This is a genomic window from Acinetobacter sp. MF4640, assembly GCF_002018895.1.
In the GTDB taxonomy this organism is placed as follows: Bacteria; Pseudomonadota; Gammaproteobacteria; order Pseudomonadales; family Moraxellaceae; genus Acinetobacter; species Acinetobacter johnsonii.
This window is the reverse complement of sequence record NZ_MVOM01000040.1, coordinates 15,605-36,153: the sequence shown is the minus strand read 5'-3', so window position 1 is coordinate 36,153 and position 20,549 is coordinate 15,605. Positions and strand designations below refer to the sequence as shown.

Annotated in this window: 21 protein-coding genes and 1 pseudogene; 11 read left to right on the top strand and 11 right to left on the bottom strand. The window is 41.1% G+C overall.

Features of this window, described 5'->3' with window-relative positions; all coding sequences use genetic code 11:
* The 4 genes and pseudogenes from MF4640_RS19040 to MF4640_RS13395 all read left to right on the top strand — a co-directional run.
* Nucleotides 1-120: pseudogene (locus MF4640_RS19040) on the top strand (IS30 family transposase); the annotation flags it as partial.
* 79 nt (nucleotides 121-199) lie between these two features.
* Nucleotides 200-592, top strand: a complete 393-nt coding sequence (locus tag MF4640_RS13405) for a hypothetical protein (RefSeq protein ID WP_078389907.1) — start codon at nucleotides 200-202, stop codon at nucleotides 590-592.
* Between the two features lie 922 nt (nucleotides 593-1,514).
* Nucleotides 1,515-2,780, top strand: coding sequence for an anaerobic sulfatase maturase (locus MF4640_RS13400; protein WP_078389906.1), 1,266 nt, complete (start codon nucleotides 1,515-1,517; stop codon nucleotides 2,778-2,780).
* A 144-nt stretch (nucleotides 2,781-2,924) separates the two neighbouring features.
* On the top strand, nucleotides 2,925-4,475 hold the full coding sequence (locus MF4640_RS13395) for an arylsulfatase (protein ID WP_171263892.1): 1,551 nt from the start codon (nucleotides 2,925-2,927) through the stop codon (nucleotides 4,473-4,475).
* 110 nt (nucleotides 4,476-4,585) lie between these two features.
* Here the strand turns inward: MF4640_RS13395 and MF4640_RS13390 are convergent, their stop codons facing one another.
* Complete coding sequence (locus MF4640_RS13390) at nucleotides 4,586-5,062, bottom strand: copper resistance protein NlpE (protein ID WP_078389905.1); 477 nt, start codon at nucleotides 5,060-5,062, stop codon at nucleotides 4,586-4,588.
* A gap of 277 nt (nucleotides 5,063-5,339) precedes the next feature.
* Here MF4640_RS13390 and MF4640_RS13385 point away from each other — a divergent pair, with 277 nt between their 5' ends.
* Complete coding sequence (locus MF4640_RS13385; protein WP_171263891.1) at nucleotides 5,340-5,936, top strand: 1-acyl-sn-glycerol-3-phosphate acyltransferase; 597 nt, start codon at nucleotides 5,340-5,342, stop codon at nucleotides 5,934-5,936.
* A gap of 69 nt (nucleotides 5,937-6,005) precedes the next feature.
* Here the strand turns inward: MF4640_RS13385 and MF4640_RS13380 are convergent, their stop codons facing one another.
* The 4 genes from MF4640_RS13380 to mrdA all read right to left on the bottom strand — a co-directional run bounded on the left by MF4640_RS13380 (nucleotide 6,006) and on the right by mrdA (nucleotide 10,061).
* Nucleotides 6,006-6,341: a hypothetical protein gene (locus tag MF4640_RS13380; RefSeq protein ID WP_004980926.1), complete on the bottom strand. Its 336-nt coding sequence runs from the start codon at nucleotides 6,339-6,341 to the stop codon at nucleotides 6,006-6,008.
* 164 nt (nucleotides 6,342-6,505) lie between these two features.
* Nucleotides 6,506-7,240 carry a sulfite exporter TauE/SafE family protein gene (locus tag MF4640_RS13375; RefSeq protein ID WP_078389904.1) on the bottom strand — a complete coding sequence of 245 codons (735 nt, stop codon included), beginning with the start codon at nucleotides 7,238-7,240 and terminating at the stop codon, nucleotides 6,506-6,508.
* Nucleotides 7,241-7,446: 206 nt separating this feature from the next.
* Nucleotides 7,447-8,013 carry a 16S rRNA (guanine(966)-N(2))-methyltransferase RsmD gene (gene rsmD / locus MF4640_RS13370; RefSeq protein WP_078389903.1) on the bottom strand — a complete coding sequence of 189 codons (567 nt, stop codon included), beginning with the start codon at nucleotides 8,011-8,013 and terminating at the stop codon, nucleotides 7,447-7,449.
* Nucleotides 8,014-8,015: 2 nt separating this feature from the next.
* Nucleotides 8,016-10,061: a penicillin-binding protein 2 gene (mrdA, locus tag MF4640_RS13365; RefSeq protein WP_078389908.1), complete on the bottom strand. Its 2,046-nt coding sequence runs from the start codon at nucleotides 10,059-10,061 to the stop codon at nucleotides 8,016-8,018.
* Between the two features lie 241 nt (nucleotides 10,062-10,302).
* On the opposite strand from mrdA, the gene MF4640_RS13360 reads away from it, so the two are divergent.
* The 4 genes from MF4640_RS13360 (at nucleotide 10,303) to MF4640_RS13345 (ending at nucleotide 13,219) form a co-directional block, all read left to right on the top strand.
* Entirely contained in the window at nucleotides 10,303-10,821 is a 519-nt protein-coding gene (locus MF4640_RS13360) for a hypothetical protein (protein ID WP_078389902.1), read from the top strand.
* Nucleotides 10,822-10,884: 63 nt separating this feature from the next.
* Nucleotides 10,885-12,201, top strand: a complete 1,317-nt coding sequence (locus MF4640_RS13355; RefSeq protein ID WP_004694304.1) for a hypothetical protein — start codon at nucleotides 10,885-10,887, stop codon at nucleotides 12,199-12,201.
* A 78-nt stretch (nucleotides 12,202-12,279) separates the two neighbouring features.
* The gene (gene adk, locus MF4640_RS13350) at nucleotides 12,280-12,939 is read left to right on the top strand and encodes an adenylate kinase (RefSeq protein WP_004980915.1); all 660 of its coding nucleotides are present in this window, start codon (nucleotides 12,280-12,282) and stop codon (nucleotides 12,937-12,939) included.
* An 82-nt stretch (nucleotides 12,940-13,021) separates the two neighbouring features.
* A complete protein-coding gene (locus MF4640_RS13345; RefSeq protein WP_078389901.1) occupies nucleotides 13,022-13,219 on the top strand; it encodes a hypothetical protein in 198 nt (65 codons plus the stop codon).
* Nucleotides 13,220-13,231: 12 nt separating this feature from the next.
* Here the strand turns inward: MF4640_RS13345 and nth are convergent, their stop codons facing one another.
* On the bottom strand, nucleotides 13,232-13,942 hold the full coding sequence (gene nth / locus MF4640_RS13340; protein ID WP_078389900.1) for an endonuclease III: 711 nt from the start codon (nucleotides 13,940-13,942) through the stop codon (nucleotides 13,232-13,234).
* A gap of 2 nt (nucleotides 13,943-13,944) precedes the next feature.
* Nucleotides 13,945-14,739: an RnfABCDGE type electron transport complex subunit B gene (locus tag MF4640_RS13335; protein ID WP_078389899.1), complete on the bottom strand. Its 795-nt coding sequence runs from the start codon at nucleotides 14,737-14,739 to the stop codon at nucleotides 13,945-13,947.
* Nucleotides 14,740-15,085: 346 nt separating this feature from the next.
* On the opposite strand from MF4640_RS13335, the gene gdhA reads away from it, so the two are divergent.
* Nucleotides 15,086-16,429, top strand: a complete 1,344-nt coding sequence (gdhA, locus tag MF4640_RS13330) for an NADP-specific glutamate dehydrogenase (RefSeq protein WP_004980905.1) — start codon at nucleotides 15,086-15,088, stop codon at nucleotides 16,427-16,429.
* Nucleotides 16,430-16,505: 76 nt separating this feature from the next.
* Here the strand turns inward: gdhA and MF4640_RS13325 are convergent, their stop codons facing one another.
* The 3 genes from MF4640_RS13325 to rlmH form a co-directional block, all read right to left on the bottom strand.
* Nucleotides 16,506-17,288 carry an META and DUF4377 domain-containing protein gene (locus MF4640_RS13325; protein WP_078389898.1) on the bottom strand — a complete coding sequence of 261 codons (783 nt, stop codon included), beginning with the start codon at nucleotides 17,286-17,288 and terminating at the stop codon, nucleotides 16,506-16,508.
* A 141-nt stretch (nucleotides 17,289-17,429) separates the two neighbouring features.
* A complete protein-coding gene (locus MF4640_RS13320) occupies nucleotides 17,430-18,206 on the bottom strand; it encodes a dioxygenase (RefSeq protein WP_078389897.1) in 777 nt (258 codons plus the stop codon).
* A 108-nt stretch (nucleotides 18,207-18,314) separates the two neighbouring features.
* Nucleotides 18,315-18,797 (bottom strand): 23S rRNA (pseudouridine(1915)-N(3))-methyltransferase RlmH, encoded by a 483-nt coding sequence (gene rlmH, locus MF4640_RS13315; protein WP_004980899.1) that lies wholly within the window; start codon nucleotides 18,795-18,797, stop codon nucleotides 18,315-18,317.
* 146 nt (nucleotides 18,798-18,943) lie between these two features.
* Here rlmH and MF4640_RS13310 point away from each other — a divergent pair, with 146 nt between their 5' ends.
* On the top strand, nucleotides 18,944-19,885 hold the full coding sequence (locus tag MF4640_RS13310) for a M28 family peptidase (RefSeq protein ID WP_078389896.1): 942 nt from the start codon (nucleotides 18,944-18,946) through the stop codon (nucleotides 19,883-19,885).
* A gap of 245 nt (nucleotides 19,886-20,130) precedes the next feature.
* On the opposite strand, the gene MF4640_RS13305 is transcribed toward MF4640_RS13310, so the two are convergent.
* Nucleotides 20,131-20,511, bottom strand: coding sequence for a VOC family protein (locus MF4640_RS13305; RefSeq protein ID WP_004980894.1), 381 nt, complete (start codon nucleotides 20,509-20,511; stop codon nucleotides 20,131-20,133).
* Nucleotides 20,512-20,549 lie beyond the last annotated feature (38 nt).

Here is a 20,549-nt window from a genome sequence, read left to right as displayed (position 1 = left end):
GTTGCCATGTCACTGAATACTCGTCCTAGAAAGGCGTTAGATTGGCTTACACCATTAGAGAAATTTGCTCAGCTTGTTGATTATCATAAGGCTTTTGAAACTGTCGCACCTCATGTTTGAATTCGCCTACTCTTATCGGAGGATATGTTGGTGGAGTAACAGGTCAAGCAGTTGTAGAATATGGGTATGAAAGATTAAAATGAATATAAAAGATTTAATAGTTATTTCACTAATATTAAGTATTATCTTTTGGGCTATATTCCATCAAATGGCATCAAAATATATAAATAGTAATGAAATATTAAAGAAGAAAATTTTCGGTATAAATATTTATAAAAAAAAATCTATGGATATATCTAACATTGAGTTGGTTGTAACAGCAGTTATGATGATTAATGTAATAGATTTTTTTTCCAGAAATTCTTTAGAATTTTTTTTAAAAAAAAGAAGTTTCTTAATATTTAGTAATATTAATTTTGAAACAAGTATATACATTATAGATCACCATAAAAAACTATGGAATTACATTAAAGTATCTATGTTTTTTATGATCTTGATAATAATCTTTACAATTACTTTTTGGACTTACTAGCAATAGGTTTTATAAAAAACCCACTTTGAATGAACATCTTTAACAAAACAGCCTTTTCGAGGTATTGTATTGGTATGAATTTTTTACGCTACTATCAATTATTCAAAGTGGATTGAGCTGAACTGCCTGAATTGAGTAGGATATAGGATTTTTCCTATTCTCTTATTGTTCTGGTATTAGGCGGCTTTGTGCAACAAAGCCTCGAACAAATAGACACCCCTGATTATTGACAATTTCAAAACATTCTCTGTTAAATTGAGCAAGTACATTCATGATTGAACACATCTCAATATCAATTTTACATTAAGTTCATATAGCTGCTGTGCAATCTAAGGATATCTATATATTTCTCGAATAAGTTTTAAGAAAATAAATTAGAAAACCTACTTTTATGAGCTTATTCATCATGGACCCACTAAAGAATAATAAGTTTTAGAACATGATCTGCATCCGAAGAAAGCTTTAATAAAAAGAGACCATAAAAAATGCAATTACCATTCTTTTGAGTGGTTTCTCTGTTTTCAAAGTTTGATAACGTGCTCTACCAAGCAATGCAACTGTGTGAGATGGGTCAGTATTTTTCAGTAGGCCAAAATTGGAATTGGCTGTTGATTTTTACTCTTACACAGTGGTTTTGCTGATGAAAATTAAGCTTAGGGATAAGAAGAGAATGAATTATAAAACATTGAAATTATCAAAAGATTTGCAAGGTCATCGTATAGCAGCCTTCCTGTTGCATGTTTAACGGCAATAATCACTCTGGTTAATCCATTCAAAACAAAAAATGGCTTGGGTCTTTAGCCGACTTCATGCAGTGAATGGAATGAAACTACCAGATCTTTTTTCGCAAAATAACTTGTGTACATGGTTTTGTACAGTTGTGAATTTGTGCCTGAACGCTGAAAAAAATGAGGACTCTAAAATGCGAATGATACCTATACAAGCTGAATCTCCGCCTTTAAGAAGCCTGCAAGTGCAGGGACAAACCTATCGCTATCACGTGATGATCAAACCCACTGGGGCACAGTGCAATTTAGACTGTAGTTATTGCTTCTATTTGCATAAACAAGACATGTTACAGCAACCAAAAGTTCCACGTATGTCTGAGTCGATGCTTGAGTTACATATTAAGCAATATATCGAAGCGCAAACGGGCAATGAAGTTATTTTTAGTTGGCAAGGTGGCGAACCGACGCTGATGGGCTTAGCCTTTTTTGAAAGAGTGGTTGAGCTGCAAAAGAAATATGCCAAACCTCATCAACGTATTGAAAATGATTTGCAGACCAATGGTACGTTACTGGATGAAGACTGGTGCGCATTTTTAAAACAGCATGATTTTTTGGTGGGTTTATCCATAGATGGGCCTGCCGAGTTACATGATATCCATCGCTATAACAAAGGTGGAAAACCGACGCATGCCAAAGTCATGCAGGCTGCTGCGTTATTACGCCAGTATCAAATCCCATTTAATGCCTTATGTGTGGTGAACCGTGATAATGCGAGACGACCTTTAGAGGTTTATCGTTTTATCCGCGATCAGGTGCAACCGCGTATGATTCAACTGATTCCAGGAATGGAAAGTGCCCAGTTTCAGCGAACAGCACCAGGCCATTGGAATCCTCAAGATTTACCTAAATTGGGCAGTTCAGCAGCGCAGCCGGGCAGCTCAGACTCTGTGGTGACAGACTGGTCGATTGCTGCCGATGATTGGGGCATATTCCTTTCAACTGTGTGGAAAGAATGGTTACAGAAAGACTTTGGGCAGGTCTTTGTTGATCAGTTTGAAAACATGGTTTCCATGATGTTTGGCTATGGGGCGCAGAAATGTGTGTCGGGTCAAATTTGTGGCAAATCCTTGGCGGTTGAACACAATGGCGACTTATTTTCTTGTGACCACTTTGTTTATCCCGAGTACAAATTGGGCAATATTCACGAGATTCACCAAGGTGATTTGGTTTTTTCTGAGCAACAAAAGAAATTTGCATATGCCAAATCCAAGTCACTGCCAGAATACTGCCAAAAATGTCCATATCTTCAATATTGCTGGGGAGATTGTCCAAAAGACCGTTTCCTCAAGACCCCGGATGGAGAGGCCGGTCTACATTATCTTTGCTCAGGTTTAAAACGTTTTTTTCATACAGCGCTATTGTCAAAGAATGAAATTGCTAAACGGATACGACTGCATTAGGGAGCTATTGTCACTAGTTTTTAGAAAAGCATTTTTCTAAAAATTAAATTTTTAAGGCACTGATATTGTTCTGTGTGTAGTGCCAATTGGGTTTGAAACAAGGATGAAAATTCGTTTTATACGAATGTATTTAAGGAAAATACCATGCAAAAAAACTTAATTTCTCGCTCTTTAGCTCTGGTAGGTGGAGCATTACTTTCAACAGCACTCATGGCGAAACCACCCAATATTTTGGTGATTATGTCCGATGATGTAGGCTGGCAGAACGTCAGTGCTTATAGTCATGGTGTTATGGGCTATGACACGCCGAATATTGATCGTATTGCCCAAGAAGGCGTGATGTTTACCGATCACTATGCACAGCCAAGTTCAACCGCTGGACGTGCAGCATTTATTACAGGTCAGTATCCAATTCGTTCAGGTATGACGACAGTCGGTCGTCCAGGTTCACCTTTAGGGATTAAAGCTGCAACACCGACTTTGGCAGAAGTACTCAAACCGTTAGGTTATATGAGTGGTCAGTTTGGTAAAAATCATTTGGGTGATCGAAATGATAGCTTACCGACAGTACATGGTTTTGATGAATTCTTTGGTAATTTATATCACTTAAATACTGAAGAATTTCCTGAACAGTATGATTATCCAAAAGATCCTGAATTTGTGAATCAGTATGGAACGCGTGGTGTATTACACTGTTATTCGTCCAACGATAATGATGGAACTATCGATCCTCGTTTTGGTGTGATGGGTAAACAAAAGTGTAAAGACTCAGGCCCTTTAACCCGTAAACGTATGGAAACGGTGGATGATGAGTTCATTGCTGCCAGTGTAGACTTCATGAAGCGTAGTAAAAAATCGGACAAGCCGTTTTTTGTGTGGCTGAATCCAAGTCGTATGCATATGTTTACCCATTTACGTCCTGAGCATCGTTACTTAGCTGCCAAAGCCACCTCAGAAGATGATTTATACGGCAGTGGTATGGTTGAACACGATATGCAAGTCGGTCAACTCTTGGATGATATGAAGAAGATGGGGGTGTTGGATAACACCATCATTGTTTATACCACTGATAATGGCCCTGAGCACAGTGCAAAAAATCATGGTGGAACCACACCGTTCCGTGGTGAAAAAATGACGACCTATGAAGGGGGAGTCCGTTTTCCAATGATGGTGCGGTGGCCGGGACATATTCCTGCGGGACAAGTGAAACACGGCATTCAGTCGCATATGGATCTGTTTACAACTTTGGCGAATGTCGCAGGGAATAAAAATGTAGTCGAGGAAATGAAAACCAATCGTAAGCAAATTATTGATGGTGTAAACAATATCGACTATTGGACGGGAAAATCAAAAGAGAGTATGCGAGATAATTTTCTGTACTATCATGAATCGATTTTACGTGCAGTTCGTATTAATCAATGGAAAGTTCATTTTGAAACCAGTGAAAATTATTACGACCAATATCAAAAGCAAAAATTTCCAGTGATGTACAACCTTCGCCAAGACCCATTTGAGACTTTTGATAGTATCAGAGACCGTTCAGATATTATTCAAACCAAGCAATGGATTTCTGAACCCTTACAAGCATTACTGGGTTCACACATTAAATCTTTGATGGATTATCCACCTGTACAAAAAGCTGCAACACTTGATTTTAGTGAGTTAATTAAAAATTTGCAGAGCCAAAAGAAGTAAATTATGAAAAAAGGGAGCCGAAGTAATTCAGCCACCTTTTTGATGTTTGGGGGAGTTCATGCTGCGACATACAAATAAGTAATTTAAATCATGCATGATGTTGCGAGTGTCTATTCTAAGGATTTGGTGAGTTTAAAGTTGAACTCAGGTTGATCCAGTACTTGGCCTTTATCGCCACGCATCTCAATAAATTGCGCACCAATATAATAAATACGGCTATCACCTGATGAGTCGAGCTGTATCAGTTGATCAGAGCCAGTCAAAAATTGAAATGAGCCTTTCACTTCATTGACATAATTATTATTCGATTTGCCTAAAAATTTTTGTTTCAGCACAAAATGATGATCTAAGGTCAGTTCAAGTTCAGTGTCGATCCCAGAACAATCGTGACAGGGCAGAACCCCTTGATATGTGCCTACCCAATCTAAGGCATTTGCTGTGTCTGGTGTATCCATCACGGTTGCGCTAGCACTGTCGTCCAGAGATGCCGTGACATTGTGATCTGGTGGAGGATTGTTTTCATTTGGCTTTGAGCATGCAGTTAACATGGTGAAAGATAGGCATAGTGCTAAAACAGTCTTTTGCATATACAGCACCTGATATTATTCAATGTTTAGTTTTACCTTACAGGAGTGCAGGAAATGAATCTGTGAAGATCTGTGAGTGCTTCTGTATCTTCAATAAAGAATACTATTCACGTATTTTTACCTTTAATCTCAAAGACCCTGTTTTTTCTTGAAATATTTGGAATTAAATAAAATATACGTTTATAGATTAATTGTTGTTTTATTGAGCGTCTCGCCGTGTATTTGATCAGCAGCATTGCTAGAATCGGCGCGGATTTTCAGTAATGTGGTATTTTTTGTGTTCGAAAAGCTTGCAGAACAAAGTTTAGCCTTAATGGGGTGGAAGATTGATAATCATTGGGATTTGAATATCGATCAATGTGTGATGATTGCAGCGCCACATACCAGCAATTGGGATGCGCTGTACGCTCGTTTGGCATTAAAGGCCTTAGGTGTGCATGTCCGTATCACTATTAAAGACAGCTATATGAAACTGCCATTTGGGCCATTTGTTCGTGCAATGGGCGGGATAGGTATTGACCGTCGTCCGAAGCATGAAGGTGAACCACGTCCAAGTATGGTGCAACTCATGAGTGATCTTTTTAAAGAACACCCTAAGTTGGTGATGTTGGTCACCCCTGAAGGGACACGTGCCAAGCAGGAACAGTGGAAAACAGGTTTTTACCATGTTGCAGTTAGTGCAGGTGTTCCAATTGCGTTGGCCTATATGGACTATGCGAAGAAAAAAACTGGAGTGGGTAAAATTATTTATCCTACGGGTGACTATGAAAAAGATATGGCTGAAATTATGGCATTTTATGCGCAAATTTCTGCTAAATTTCCTCAAGATTTCAGTGTCGATACTCGCTATCACAACGACTCAACTGTGTCTTAATTTCAAATTTAAGTCATATTAAATTAAAAAAGACAGCTTTCGAGCTGTCTTTTTTATTGCTAACTGTATTCAAGGGTTTTGCTGGGGATTGGGTAAAACCCCACCTAGTGACTGGCATGCGGCCGTATAACTTTGTAGCTGTGTTTCAATCACTTCGGGCAGGGGTAGGTCAAAAATTTGATCGCCATGTTGATAGCTTTCTACATAGGATTGGGCTTTTTGTTTGCTGCTGGCAAGCACTTGTTCATGATAACTGGTCATACTGCTGTGGTCTGCCTGATCGCGCTCTATATTTTGACAGTCAAAAGATTGGAGAAGTTTTTCGGCTTGTTTTATTTCTTTGGATGAGCTTATGGAGCAAGCACTGATAAAGCAAAGACTCAGTAGTGCAAGAGGCAGTTTCATATATGGTGGGCGGTGGGTTGGAAGGTGCGCCAATTGTATAAAGATTTGTGAAGCTGGAGGAAGTCTAGTAGTGCCAAGTTGTTTAAAGATAAGCCTATTTTGACACAAAACACACAATTGCTGGTCCAAGCCATTGCCAAAGTTCAGAGTTAGGTTTTATAGCACTACAGAAAGCGATAGCTGATACATAGAAAACAGCCTGAACTAAACAATAAACCCAGTACCGTATGTTTGAACTGCCGCTCAGAAATTTTATAAAACAATTGCGCGCCGAGCATGGCTGGTAGACTCACACTCAAAAGTAAGATGCCCATATAGGGTAAATGTTGCAAGTTTAAATTTCCGCGGAGCAGATAGGTGAGTAAGGTGAATAGCTGAATGGCGAAATTAAAATGCCTTAAAATTGAGCGCTGTTGCTCTTTAGGAAGGTTTTTTAACATGACCCAAGCTGAAGGCAGTGAGCCACAAAAGCCTCCCACCCCACCCAATACACCCCCAAGAAAACCAATACTGCTATCGGCGTATTTTCCAGAGTTTTGAATGAAGCGAATCTGGGGATTAAGTAGCATCAATGGACACCAAAGAATCAAAAAAATTCCTAGTATCAGTTTAAAGGTCTGTGCTTGAATGATGTCTAATAGATAGGTTCCCAATGGAACGCCAATCAGACCTGCAAGGATATAAGGTGCAACGAGGCTTTTATCAAGTTGAAAGGCAGATTCTGACTTTAAGGAAATCAGGTGACTCCAGACTGAGGCGAACACCACCAGAGGCGCTGCGAGCTGAGGTGCCAGGATCCAGACCCAAAATGACATGGCGATTAAGGCAAATGCAAAGCCTGTGAGTCCCTGTACAAAACCCGCCACCATTGCACCTAAGATAAAGATAAACCAAGTCATATGCGATATATTTAAAATTTTAGCGAGTGTACGGTTTTTTGATCGGTCTACATAGTTTTAGACATGTAAAATGACTGAAACCTTAGCTTGATTTTGAATATGTATATTGATCTTCATACATAGCGTAGCTCAGAACCACACTAATATTCGCTAAGACCACTTTCTTTCGTGATGGCGTAAATCAAAAGGGCATAAAAGTGTCTAGATTATGGACAAACCGCCACTTTCTTTTGATATAAGCCTGCGCGAACAGTCCCAGCTTTGGTGCTCTTTATTTGCACCCACGACGTTGGGAGTTTTAATAGATTTAAATCTCGATCGGCTTCCACATAAATATAGCCATTATTTTGAATCAGAGGATCAGCCAAGAGGGCCAATTCTTCCCATAGCTCTAGGCTATACGGCGGGTCTAAAAAGACCAAATCAAACTGTTCTTTTAAGGTGGCTAATGTTTGCTGTGCAGTCGCTACTTTTAACTGGGCACGGGACTTAGGTACTTTAAGGAGTTCCAAGTTTTGCGTTAAAAACTGTGCTTGACTGCGGTCAGGTTCAATCATCACTACTTTTGATGCACCACGTGATAAGGCTTCAAATGCCAACGCACCTGAACCTGCACAAATATCCAAAACATTGGTATTTTGTACATCCCACATGAGCCAATTAAACAAAGTTTCACGTACGCGATCAGGCGTAGGGCGTAAACCTTCAATATTGGCAAAAGGCAGTTGACGACGTTTCCAGTCCCCTCCAATGATGCGGAGTTGGTTTTTCATAATTAGTCTGACTCCACAGGTGCAGAAGGTGGTGTAGCTGAACGGCTTGTATTTGCCGTTGTTGAAGCGGGTGCTGTATTGGAAGTACTGATTGGCGTAGCTGCACTTGTCCCAGTTGTGGTCGCTGGTGGCGTGCTACCACTTGGTAATTCACCCGGTTTAATCCCCGCTGTCATCAAACCACCACTAATTTGATGGTTTTGTGGACGAATTGGATTTTTATGACGTGTGAGCAGCCAGTAGTCTAAGATCGGACGAGCCAGCTGTGCCGCAGAACCACCATGACGACCATTTTCCCACACTACTGCAATCGCAATTTCAGGGTTTTCCGCAGGTGCAAAGCCCACGAATAAACCGTGGTCTAACTGCCGTTCGGTTAACAGGGCTTCATTGTAGCGTTTGCCTTGGGCAATACTTTTGACTTGTGCCGTACCGGTTTTACCTGCAATTTTATACATTGGCGTGCGAATGCCACGTCCAGTCCCTGTTTCAATGACATCGACCATGGCATCACGCATTTGTATCCAGTCTTGATCGGTGCCATTGAACTGGATTCTGCCATCAGGTGCATTTAAGTCTTTATGTGGTTTTGCGCCTTTACTTGTTTGTAAAACATGCGGAATCACATGTGAACCATGGTTGGCGGTAATGGCTGTTGCCATGGCCAATTGCAGCGGTGTTGCTGTAAAAGCACCTTGTCCAATACTTACTGAAATGGTTTCCCCTTTGAGCCACTTGGCATCTCGGGTACGCATTTTCCATTCGGGGTTTGGGTAAAGGCCTGTACTTTCACTTGGTAAATCTACACCAGTTTTTTCACCAAAGCCAAACTGGCGCATCCATGTGTTCATTTTTTCAATGCCCATACGGAACGACAGAATGTAGAAGAAGGTATCGCAAGAGACTACTTGTGATTTATGCAAGTTGACTACGCCGTGTCCTGACTTTTTCCAGTCGCGGAATTTATGCGAATCGCCCGGAAGTGTGAAATAGCCATGATCGGAAATGGCCGTGCCCCAATCAATTAAGCCATAATGAATACCACCTAAACCAAACATCGGTTTAATGGTTGAGCCGGGTGGGTAAGCGCCTTGTACAGCACGGTTATATAGCGGTTGATCGAGGTTATCGCGTAAACCGCTATAGTCGGTATGACTAATGCCGGTGACAAACAGGTTAGGGTTAAAACTTGGACTTGAGACCAAGGCCAGAATTTCACCTGTACGTGGATCCATCGCCACGATTGCACCACGACGACCTGCAAGCTGCTCTGAGGCAACCGTCTGCAAGCCATAATCGAGTGAAAGATATAAGTCATTACCACGAACGGGTTCTTTGCGACCTAAATGGCGCAACACGTTACCGTGCGCATCGGCTTCGACCGACTCATTTCCTGGCACACCATGTAGCAAATCTTCATAGGAGTTTTCTACCCCAATTTTACCAATCAGGTTAGTGCCCGCATACAAATCTTTATTGATACTTTTTAATTCTTTATCGTTAATTCGACCTACATAACCAATCACATGGGCAAATAGCTCACCATGTGGATAGTAGCGCGTCATCTGGGTTTCGATATTAACCCCAGGGAATTGATACTTAACTTCGCTAAAGCGAGCGATATCATTTTCATTGAGATTAAGTTTAATGGAAACGCGTTCAGTTTTACGTGAGGCTTTAATACGACTGTTAAAGCGTTCAATATCATCTGGTGTGAGTTCTAAGATTGGCGTTAAACGTTCAATCGTAGCATCAATATCCGTCACATCCGCTCGACTCATCGTCGCGGTAAAGACAGGATAGTTGTCCGCCAACAGCACACCATTGCGGTCATAAATATAACCACGTGCAGGGGCTAAAGGTTGTAGGCGGATACGGTTTTGATCGGATGCAGTTGAAAACTCGTCAAATTGAACCAGCTGCAAATAGGCATAGCGAGTGACTAAAATCAGCAAGAAGAAAACCACAATACCCATGGAAATAAAGGTACGATTTCGAAAAATGCGCTTTTCTTGTTGGACATTTTTTAAAGGAAAGTGCTGTTTCATACCAAATCGACTTAAACACATGGATAAAGAGGAAAATACCTGCGCGCTATTCTAACGCATGTCACACTGTTTTGATATTTGTTATCGCTGCTTCTGCTTTTCATTTTTGCCTAAATTTTGACTTTATAGACATCAAAAATATAAATTGCTGTATATAAGTGTTTTATAAATTCTGCTACAGTCAAAATCCTGTAAAAAGGGACCAATTACTAAAATAACATTACGGATAATGGTGACAATAATGACAAGAATTTATCCAGTGTTGGCACTTGTTGCCTGTGCAAACGTAGCCTACGCTCAAGATAATTCCTTTTTGCCAGATGCGAAAATTCCTGCTGGCAGTGCTCAAACGTGGAATGTAGGGGCTGGTGTAACGCATAAATTACTGCACACCAATTTGGAGTGGGTGAATCCTTATGGCATTGCATACGCAAAAGCTGGGGTATTTATCAATGATGATTACCCTGTAGGTGGTCAGCTGGGTTTTAGATTTCCAGTTCATTTTACTGGTAAAGATAAAAATGGCTATTATCTCGGTGTTTACGCAGGGCATATTGACAGCAAGAAAGTAGATGGCGAGTACGAATCTCGCCTTGGTGGTGGTGTAGATCTTGCTTATGTGTTACTTAGTCCTGAACGAATCAGCACTTTCAGTGTAGGGATTGGTGCAGGCGAAAAACTCGAAGCCAAATCGGGTTATGTGGTTGCAGAAACTGAACCGAGACTACAATTTTCCTATACTCTAAGTTTCGGTTTATAGACACAATATCTTTTTTAAAACGCTATATAATTCAGTTAATAAAATTAAATATGGAAGTTATGCATGCTTGAGTACGTCAATCAGTTGTGGCAAACCTTTTTGAATCGACCCGATTTTTGGGCTGTACTCAGCATTATTCCTGTGACTGCTTTTGTGACTTGGGCGCACGTTTGGATGGCCCTGAAAATGGTCTTTTACCCGATTACATTTTGGGGTTTTCATATTGGGCCTTTGCCTGTGGGGTGGCAGGGCATTGTGCCTAGAAAAGCGGGGCGTATTTCAGGCATCATTACGGATAACACCTTATCTAAGCTTGGTTCTTTGCGTGAATTTTTAGATGCAATGGATCCTGAGGATATGGCGCGGATCATTGGTGAGCAAGTTGGTTTTGAACTTGAGCACCTGATTGATGAAGTTATGATTGACCGCAATGCAGTGCTTTGGGAAAACTTACCTTATTCGATTAAGCGTCGAATTTATGCACAGGCACACAAACAGCTTCCGGCTGTGCTCAGAGAATTAGTGACCGAACTGACCATGAACGTCGAGTCACTTGTGGATATGCGCGATATGGTGGTCAGCCAAATGGAAGGTGACCGCAGACTAATGGTGCGTATGTTCTTGAAAGTGGGTCAGAAAGAAATCAACTTTATTTGGCATATTAGTGCCCTCATTGGCATGTTCTTTGGTATCTTCCAAATGATTGTTTGGTTTGTGGTGCCATGGCATTGGACCGTGCCATTTTGGGCCGCGGTATGGGGCTTCTTAACCAACTGGATTGCGATTTGGATGGTGTTTAATCCAATTGAGCCACACTATGTTCGATACTTACAACTGACTGAATTAACAAAAGATCGTAAGTTTCCATGGATTAAACCTGTGATTCCGCGCATTGGGACTTATAATGTACAAGGCGCTTTCATGAAGCGCCAAGAAGAAGTGTCTGATGTGTTTGCAAGTGTAGTCACAGAAGACCTGATTACGTTAAAATCCATCATGACTGAAATGATGTATGGCAATAAAAAAGACAAGACCCGTCGTATTGTCAAACGTCATATTAATGAAATCATGGAAACGCCATTGGTGAGAACATCTTTGCAGCTGTCTTTGGGGCCACGTGAATACGCAAAACTCAAGACGGACTTGATTGATCGTTCAATTGAAATTACGATGGTGCCTGTATGCGACCCAGCGTTCAATGCGAGCCGTGCACAGAAAATCTATCAAATGTTTAGAGACCGTATTCGAGAGCTAACACCGAAAGAATTTCAAAACTTATTACGTCCTGCATTTCAGGAAGACGAATGGATTTTGATTTTATTGGGTGGGGTAACGGGCTTCATTGCGGGTACAATACATTTGTTTGTAGCTTTCTTATAATTAGATGCTAAAAATATGTCGAATTTGTCGGCATGTACTAAAGTGTCAAATACATTGTTTAAATGAGGATGTTTTTTTATGCGCATTATCTTACTCGGACCACCTGGAGCAGGTAAAGGTACACAAGCTCAGTTGATCTGTAAGCGCTACAATGTCCCACAAATTTCAACCGGTGATATGCTCCGTGCTGCAATTCGTGAAGGAACTGAACTCGGTCTACAAGCTAAAAGCGTGATGGACAATGGTGGTCTTGTATCTGATGAACTGATCATTGGTTTAGTGAAAGAACGTATTGCGCAACCTGACTGTGTAAATGGCTGTATCTTTGATGGTTTCCCACGTACCATTCCTCAAGCCGAAGCGCTTGAAAATGAAGGCATCAACATTGATCACGTGATTGAAATTGATGTTCCTGACGAAGAAATCGTACAACGTCTTTCTGGTCGCCGTCAGCACCCTGCATCAGGCCGTGTTTATCACATCGTTTACAATCCACCTAAAGTGGAAGGTAAGGACGACGAAACTGGTGAAGAGCTGGTACAGCGTCCAGATGACCAAGAAGCAACGATTCGTAAGCGTTTAGGTTCATACCACACTGAAACTGAACAGTTGGTTGGTTTCTACCAAGGTCGCGCAGCGTCTGGTGAAAATGCACCAACCTACGACAAGCTGAATGGTTTACGTCCAATTGACGAAGTACAAGCAGATTTGTTCGCGATTCTTGATCAAGACAAATAATTGCATGTTTTAAACATGGCAATGTTTTGACATTGAAAGAGCTCTAAGTCATATTAGGGCTCTTTTTCTTGATCCTCTAAAAATGGAGTTGCGTGTGGCACAAGTTGGAATCATTGTTTTAATTATTGTTGCTGCGGCGGTATTGGTGGGTTTGTTTTACATTAGCGTAAAAATGCTACGCGATGTCAGTAAACAAGAAAAAATGTCGAAGAAGCAACCAGAACGTCAGTTACATCCGAAGTTGCAGCAAGACTTAAAAGATAAATCAAATCAACAATAAAAAAACTGAACTTTAATGTTCAGCTTCTATCGTCGTTGTGGCAATACGTGCTGCACCAAATTCAAAACGATCTGGCCAGTTACACACATCTGAAACAATACACTCATGGCATTTCGGTTTGCGTGCGATACAGCAGTATCGACCATGTAAAATCAGCCAATGATGCGAGTCAACAATAAATTCTTTCGGTATGACTTTAACTAAACGGTGTTCGACTTCAAGCACATTTTTGCCGACCGCTAACCCTGTACGATTGCCTAAACGAAAAATATGCGTATCGACCGCCATGGTGGGTTGTCCAAAAGCAGTATTTAAGACCACATTGGCGGTTTTTCGTCCTACACCGGGCAAAGCTTCTAAATCGGCACGGTTGTTTGGCACGATGCTGTTATGTTTTTCAATCAGTATCTTACAGGCTTTAATGACATTCTCAGCCTTTGCATTATATAAGCCTATGGTTTTAATGTAGGTTTTTAAACCATCGACCCCTAAGGCATAAATCGTTTCAGGTGTATTGGCGACTGGAAAGAGTTTATCTGTAGCCTTGTTGACACTCACATCCGTCGCCTGAGCAGACAAGGTCACAGCCACCAACAGCTCAAAAGGACTCGAATAATTCAATTCAGTTTTGGGATTTGGACGTTGCGCGCGTAAACGTTCAAAAAAGATTTGGATTTGCTTTTTGGTCATGCTTTTTACGGGTTTTCCGCTTGTAGTGAGCATGCTTAAGCTCCCTGTAACTGATGAAGCTGTTGGGTTAAGTCATCTAACAACAGACGTTTTTTCGTATCTTCACGCACGCTGAGCTGCTTTTCTAGTTTTTTGATTTGTACACGTAATTTCGCCAGCTCAATGGTGGCTTTTGCATCGAGCTTTGCTGCCATTTCTGGCTCTTTGTCGAGGATTTGAATATCAGGTACAGCATCGTTCTGTGCTGAAAACTGGGCAAATAACGCCGTATCAATTTCTGCACGAACTACTGGACCTTTACGGTGTAGACGCTGTTTTTCTTCACGCTGAATGTGCGCGTAATAGCGTTGTCTTAAATCATCTTGCTCAGCTTTGCGCAAGATTTCCGTCGGTATACCGCTTACATCTGGAATAAGGTCAATACAGTCAACAGGACAAGGCGGAATACACAGTTCACAGCCTGTACACAGGTCAGTCAAAATACTGTGCATGAGTTTACCCGAGCCAACAATGGCGTCTACAGGACAGGCACTAATACATTTGGTACAACCAATGCATTCATCTTCACGAATGATTGCTTTCATTCTCTGTGGGCGGCCATCGGCTTGAATAGGCCAAACACTTTCCTCTGCAATTAATGCTGGTCGGTTTAGCAACTGAGCCAATGCATCGGCTACAGGCTGCCCGCCGGGTACACATTTATTGGCTGCTTCACCTTCGCTGATGGCTTGGGCATAAGGCAGACATCCATCACGATGTCCGCAGAGTCCACATTGGGTTTGGGGAAGGAGAGCATCGATATTTTGGATCAGGGAAATGTGCGAATTCATGCGTAAACCAATCCTGCAGATGAATTTGCAGAGATATTAGAAGAAATAGGTAGATCACTGAATTTTACCATGTTTTTTTTGATTAATCCTGTGTTCTAAAATGGTTCATTAACTGCATCATTTTTGAGCAAAAAAAGATTTTAAGCCTGTGTTTTCATTGGTGTTTTTTATAACCAATTTCTAGGTATATTTTATATAAATAATTGTTATATAAATGATAAATATGTTTTTTAAAAGAAATGTGTTGTGAATTGTTGGTAAAAGATATTTAATTGTTTGCGCCAAAATTTAACATTGTTTATAAAGTTTGACCAATTTTGATCCATTTTCTGCTGAGGATTAAGCGTTGAAATATAACAGCCTTAATGAGTTTTTAGATTACGTGAAAACACGTGATGAACATCAACCCGAGTTTCTACAAGCGGTAGAGGAAGTCATGACCAGTCTTTGGCCGTTCATTGAAAAAAATCCTCGTTATGCAGACCACGGTTTGCTAGAGCGTTTGGTTGAGCCAGAGCGTGCAATTCAATTCCGTGTTTCATGGGTGGATGATCAAGGTCAAACCCATGTAAACCGTGCTTTCCGTGTTCAATACAACTCGGCTATTGGTCCATTTAAAGGTGGTATGCGTTTTCATCCATCGGTGAATCTCTCGATCCTAAAATTTTTAGGCTTTGAGCAAACCTTTAAAAATGCGTTAACCACACTGCCAATGGGTGGTGGTAAAGGGGGTTCAGACTTTGATCCTAAGGGTAAGTCTGAAGGCGAAATTATGCGTTTCTGCCAAGCGCTAATGATTGAGCTATACCGTCACCTAGGTTCTAATACGGATATCCCTGCGGGTGATATTGGTGTGGGTGGACGTGAAGTGGGTTATATGGCTGGCATGATGAAGAAGTTGAGCAATGACACTTCATCTGTGTTTACGGGTAAAGGTTTGACCTTTGGTGGTTCTTTGGCGCGTCCTGAAGCAACGGGCTACGGAACAGTGTATTTTGCTGAAGAAATGCTGAAAACACGTGGCGACTGCTTCCAAGGCAAAACAGTCACGATTTCTGGTTCTGGTAACGTAGCACAATACGCTGCTGAAAAAGCAATGTATCTAGGTGCAAAAGTCGTTTCATTGTCTGACTCTGCGGGTACTGTATATGTAAAAGCAGGCTTTACCGATGCTTTACTTGCTGAAGTGATGGAACTGAAAAATGTGAAGCGCGGTCGTATCTCTGAGTTTGCGTCTAAGCATGGTTTTGAATACTTAGAAGGTCAGCGTCCATGGTCTATTCCATGTGATATCGCATTGCCATGTGCAACTCAAAATGAGTTAGATCAGGCGGATGCTGAAGTGCTCCTTGCAAATGGAGTGATTTGTGTCGCTGAAGGGGCAAACATGCCTTCTACCTTAGATGCAGTCGAAAAATTCGTTGAAGCGAAAATTTTATACGCACCAGGTAAAGCATCGAACGCGGGTGGTGTTGCGACTTCTGGCTTAGAAATGTCACAAAATGCTTTGCGTTTGGGTTGGACTTTTGAAGAAGTCGATGAGCGTTTACATGCGATTATGAAAGAAATTCACCGTAACTGTGTGAAATACGGTACACAAGCAGATGGTACTGTGAACTATGTCAATGGTGCCAACATTGCAGGCTTTGTCAAAGTTGCAGATGCAATGCTTGCTCAAGGCGTATTCTAAGTTTATATACACTTAGAAAAATTCCAATAAAAAAACCGAGGCTTTAGGCCTCGGTTTTTTTCTAGGTCATTGACGATTACAATGAACCTTTGACCGCTTCACGTTCAATAATCATGTCTTGAACATAAGCATATTTTGATTGGTCAGCCGCAGGGTTGGCAATTTCATAACGTTTAACACGCACGATTTGACGCTCTTTCGGATTGTGGGTGAAACCATCGATATGGTTATAGAATAACGTCCAGTCTTTATCGACCTGTGTTTTTACGCCATTTTCAGCATATTTAACTTCACGAACTTGTAGGCATTCCATACGGGCAACACCTGCAGAACATGTTTTAGTTTCAGGTGAAATTTCTAAGAAAACAGTTTCACCTTGGCTTTGATATTTCGATTCAGCAGTTTGCTTACCTGTGAATACAATTTTTTCACCTTTTGCCGATACCACGGTTAGTGTTGGTGCATCAGGATCATTTAGGTTTAAAACAAACGGTGCCTTACGGTTGTCAAATAAATCTGCTGCAACGCCTTCTTGAGCCATGGCTTTTGGTTCACATGCCATTTGAGTCGCCATCAGGTTACCCGTGACGATTTGATTATTCTCAACTTTCCAACTGGTACCCATACCGTTACAACTGGTTGCAATGCCTAAACGACCTGCTTGTTTGTCAAAGTTTAAAACCAAAGGTTTAGGCGCATCCACGGTGTTCGCACTCCAATGGTAGTTTGCGAGTGTTTGATCTGCATTTTGTTGTTGTAGTACAGACACAGCCAAATCTCCTACTTTTTGAATATCAGATGATTGGCAAGCAGCCAGTGCGAGTGGGAAAAGGGCAATCGCTAAATATTTTAATTTCATGGGTTACAAGTTCTTGATTTAAAATAAAAAGATACATCATATCCGATGTTGTTTTTAAAAGAATGGATACATTCAGTTCTTTTGGGTTTCAAAATGTATCCATAAATATTTTTTTGTTAATATATAAGTAAAATTTATACATTAATCAAAACGGTAAATGTCCATGCCCAGTGCACCCATGGTAAAACTGCTATGTACAATATTAAAACGATGACCTGTACCCATTGCAAAGAATATTGGGGCAAAGTGTTCCAACGTTGGGTGATTACGACGGACAAAAGGAATCGATTCCCAGTCTAAAATGGCGTCAAAGTCCTGATGGCTAAGTTTCGCGACGACATGATTACGAAACGTCGATGCCCACTCAGGTACCGCTTGTGACTGACCATGCCAAGACAACTCGGCTAAGTTATGGGTAATACTCCCTGAGCCAATGAGCAAGACCTGCTGCTCGCGTAGTGGCGCAAGGGTTTGTCCAATTTTATAAATCTCCTCTGCCGACAGATTCATCGGGAGTGAAATTTCCACCACAGGGATGTCTGCATCTGGATACATATGGAGTAAAGGCATCCAAACGCCATGATCACGCGGACGGGTACTGTTTGCATGAGCTGAAAAACCCGCTTCTGCCAATAAATGTAGAATTTCTTCGGCTAAAACAGGCTGACCGGGTGCTGGATATCGAATTTCATAAAGTTCAGCAGGAAAGCCTCGAAAGTCATGCCATGTCTCAGGACGGACTGCAGTACTTACTTCAAGTGAGTTACTTTCCCAGTGCGCGGACATAATCACAATTGCTTGTGGTGTCGGTAAGTTTAGACCCAAACGATGCAACGCAGGCCCAACTTGCTCTGGATTCAACGCAAGCATGGGTGAGCCATGAGAAATGAATAAGCCGGGTAGCGTTTGTAAGTTCATTGTGAAAGCCTAATAGGAGAAGGTGAAAAGAATTTTGTCAGATTCTTATCATCTGTGTAATGGGGGAAATATCAACGTATTGTTCCAGAAATGGAACATTGCTTGAGCTTAACCTGCACGATGATAAGGGTGATTATGGTTAATACTCATCGCACGATAAAGCTGTTCAATCAGCATCACGCGAACCATCGGGTGAGGTAAGGTCAGTTTGGATAAAGACCAATGCCAAGCAGCTGCTTTACGTACTGCTTCAGAGTGACCGTCAGGCCCACCAATTGCCAGTACAATATCATTGCCCTCAAGCATCCATCCTTTCATGGTTTCTGCCAGTTTTTCGGTGCTAAACTCACGACCACCGACTTCTAAAGCAATCAGCACTTCGTTGCCTTTCATTGCATTTAAAATGCTATCACCTTCAATTTGACGGTATTTTAAAATATCTGCTTCTGAATCATTTTTACCGCGCTTTGCCATTGGCAGTTCAATAATTTGCGTTTGCACAAAAGGTTGAATACGTTTGAAATAATCTTCAAAACCAGTCAGTACCCACGCTGGCATTTTTTGACCAATGGTCAGAATACGGATTTTCATAATGGGGCATGTATAAGGAGACGATTCATTATAACGGTGAAAGCAAGGCTTTGTAGTGAGACGAAACAAAATGCAATTGAATTCACTGAACTAATGTTGCTTAATTCAACAGATGAGAGGAATAAGAAATACTTGGAATAATAACAATGTGGCTCAAAACTTTAAAAAAACAGGCTTTTTTGTTGATTGTTGTACTGGGTGCTTTCACAGTGCAGGTATTTGCAAGCAACGTCAAAATGGCTGATGAACAAAATCTACAAGTTTATTTAGAGCAAGTGATTGGTCAGGGCAAAGCACGTAACTATAAAAACCTTGATGAACTAAACCGTGTCTCTGCATGGATCAAAGAACAAATGCGCTTATTGGGCGTTCCGTGTCACTATCAAAACTTTACGGCCAATCAGCAAATTTACCGAAATGTAGTGTGTAGCTTAAACGTCGGACGGGCAGACCGCGTGATTGTTGGGGCACATTATGACGTCTTTGGCGATCAAGATGGTGCAGATGACAATGCCTCTGGCGTTGCAGGGGTAATTGAAACGGCGCGTATTTTGGCGGAGCTAAAGTCTAAACTGCCTAACAATGTGGACTTCGTGTTCTATAGTTTAGAAGAACCACCGTTTTCTAAAACTGAACAAATGGGCAGCTATGTGCATGCGAAATCGGTTCAGTCACAAAAAGATAAGATTAAAGGTGTGTATATTTTAGAAATGATCGGGTTCTTTAGCGAACAACCCATCCAAAGCTATCCTGTGGGCTTAAAGTGGATTTATCCAACCCATGGTAATTTTATTGCGACAGTGAGTAACGTGAGCTCACGTGACTTAGGCGCAGGCTATTGTGCAGCGATGCAGCAACTTGATCAGTTAGAATGTCAGCGTTTGGTTGCTCCGAGCTTTGCCAATACTTTTGATTTTTCAGATCATTTGAATTATTGGGAGTTTGATATTCCCGCAGTCATGATTACCGATACCGCATTTTATCGAAATGGTCACTACCATACCAAAGCAGACCGCTTAGCAACGTTGAATTTGACCAAAATGGCGAATGTGATCGATGGGTTGGTACAGCATTTATTGAAACCTTAATGTATTTTGAGCAATAAAAAACGCAGTTCCCAAGTAGCGAGAACTGCGATAAAAGGTCATCCGTCTGGAGAATCAGATGACCATGCAATTTCAAATCATCAATAAAAAGAAACATACAGCGCGTATCTGTTCTTATTCTTTATATCGGGCTTTTTATCGATTTTTCAAGTCTGATTGATGATAGAGGAAAAGGTTTAATACAAAAATTCAAACAACCTAAGTGAAAATTTGGGGCTTCATCTATTTCACGTCATGGAATGTAGGCCAATCATATTTCCTTCGCTATCAAAGGCCAGCACAATAAAACCATATTCACCAATGGCCGTTTTTGCTTCATGAATTTTTCCGCCAGACTCAACAAGCCGGCTCGCTTCATTCGCACAATCATCACATGAAAAATAGATTAAGGTACTGTTTCCTCCTGCAGATAGGCCAGGCATTTTCACCAGGGCACCTGAAGCACCATAGGCTTGCATGTCTGAGGGGAAAGCCCACATTTGCAGTGAATTATCATCCGCTGGTGGAGTTAATTCAGTTAATTGAATATTAAAAACAGATTCATAAAATTGTTTGGCACGAGATAAGTCATCCACATAAATTTCAAACCAGCCAATCGGGTTTTTCATTTTAGTTGTCCTACGTGTATCCCTTGATCAAATTATTG

What these genes read in the sequence shown, in the direction of transcription:
- MF4640_RS13405 (WP_078389907.1), top strand. Translation starts at nt 200, where the DNA reads ATGAATATAAAAGATTTAATAGTTATTTCACTAATATTAAGTATTATC.
- MF4640_RS13400 (WP_078389906.1), top strand. Translation starts at nt 1,515, where the DNA reads ATGCGAATGATACCTATACAAGCTGAATCTCCGCCTTTAAGAAGCCTG.
- MF4640_RS13395 (WP_171263892.1), top strand. Translation starts at nt 2,925, where the DNA reads ATGCAAAAAAACTTAATTTCTCGCTCTTTAGCTCTGGTAGGTGGAGCA.
- MF4640_RS13390 (WP_078389905.1), bottom strand. Translation starts at nt 5,062, where the DNA reads ATGCAAAAGACTGTTTTAGCACTATGCCTATCTTTCACCATGTTAACT.
- MF4640_RS13380 (WP_004980926.1), bottom strand. Translation starts at nt 6,341, where the DNA reads ATGAAACTGCCTCTTGCACTACTGAGTCTTTGCTTTATCAGTGCTTGC.
- MF4640_RS13375 (WP_078389904.1), bottom strand. Translation starts at nt 7,240, where the DNA reads ATGACTTGGTTTATCTTTATCTTAGGTGCAATGGTGGCGGGTTTTGTA.
- rsmD (WP_078389903.1), bottom strand. Translation starts at nt 8,013, where the DNA reads ATGAAAAACCAACTCCGCATCATTGGAGGGGACTGGAAACGTCGTCAA.
- mrdA (WP_078389908.1), bottom strand. Translation starts at nt 10,061, where the DNA reads ATGAAACAGCACTTTCCTTTAAAAAATGTCCAACAAGAAAAGCGCATT.
- MF4640_RS13360 (WP_078389902.1), top strand. Translation starts at nt 10,303, where the DNA reads ATGACAAGAATTTATCCAGTGTTGGCACTTGTTGCCTGTGCAAACGTA.
- MF4640_RS13355 (WP_004694304.1), top strand. Translation starts at nt 10,885, where the DNA reads ATGCTTGAGTACGTCAATCAGTTGTGGCAAACCTTTTTGAATCGACCC.
- adk (WP_004980915.1), top strand. Translation starts at nt 12,280, where the DNA reads ATGCGCATTATCTTACTCGGACCACCTGGAGCAGGTAAAGGTACACAA.
- MF4640_RS13345 (WP_078389901.1), top strand. Translation starts at nt 13,022, where the DNA reads ATGGAGTTGCGTGTGGCACAAGTTGGAATCATTGTTTTAATTATTGTT.
- nth (WP_078389900.1), bottom strand. Translation starts at nt 13,942, where the DNA reads ATGCTCACTACAAGCGGAAAACCCGTAAAAAGCATGACCAAAAAGCAA.
- MF4640_RS13335 (WP_078389899.1), bottom strand. Translation starts at nt 14,739, where the DNA reads ATGAATTCGCACATTTCCCTGATCCAAAATATCGATGCTCTCCTTCCC.
- MF4640_RS13325 (WP_078389898.1), bottom strand. Translation starts at nt 17,288, where the DNA reads ATGAAATTAAAATATTTAGCGATTGCCCTTTTCCCACTCGCACTGGCT.
- MF4640_RS13320 (WP_078389897.1), bottom strand. Translation starts at nt 18,206, where the DNA reads ATGAACTTACAAACGCTACCCGGCTTATTCATTTCTCATGGCTCACCC.
- rlmH (WP_004980899.1), bottom strand. Translation starts at nt 18,797, where the DNA reads ATGAAAATCCGTATTCTGACCATTGGTCAAAAAATGCCAGCGTGGGTA.
- MF4640_RS13310 (WP_078389896.1), top strand. Translation starts at nt 18,944, where the DNA reads ATGTGGCTCAAAACTTTAAAAAAACAGGCTTTTTTGTTGATTGTTGTA.
- MF4640_RS13305 (WP_004980894.1), bottom strand. Translation starts at nt 20,511, where the DNA reads ATGAAAAACCCGATTGGCTGGTTTGAAATTTATGTGGATGACTTATCT.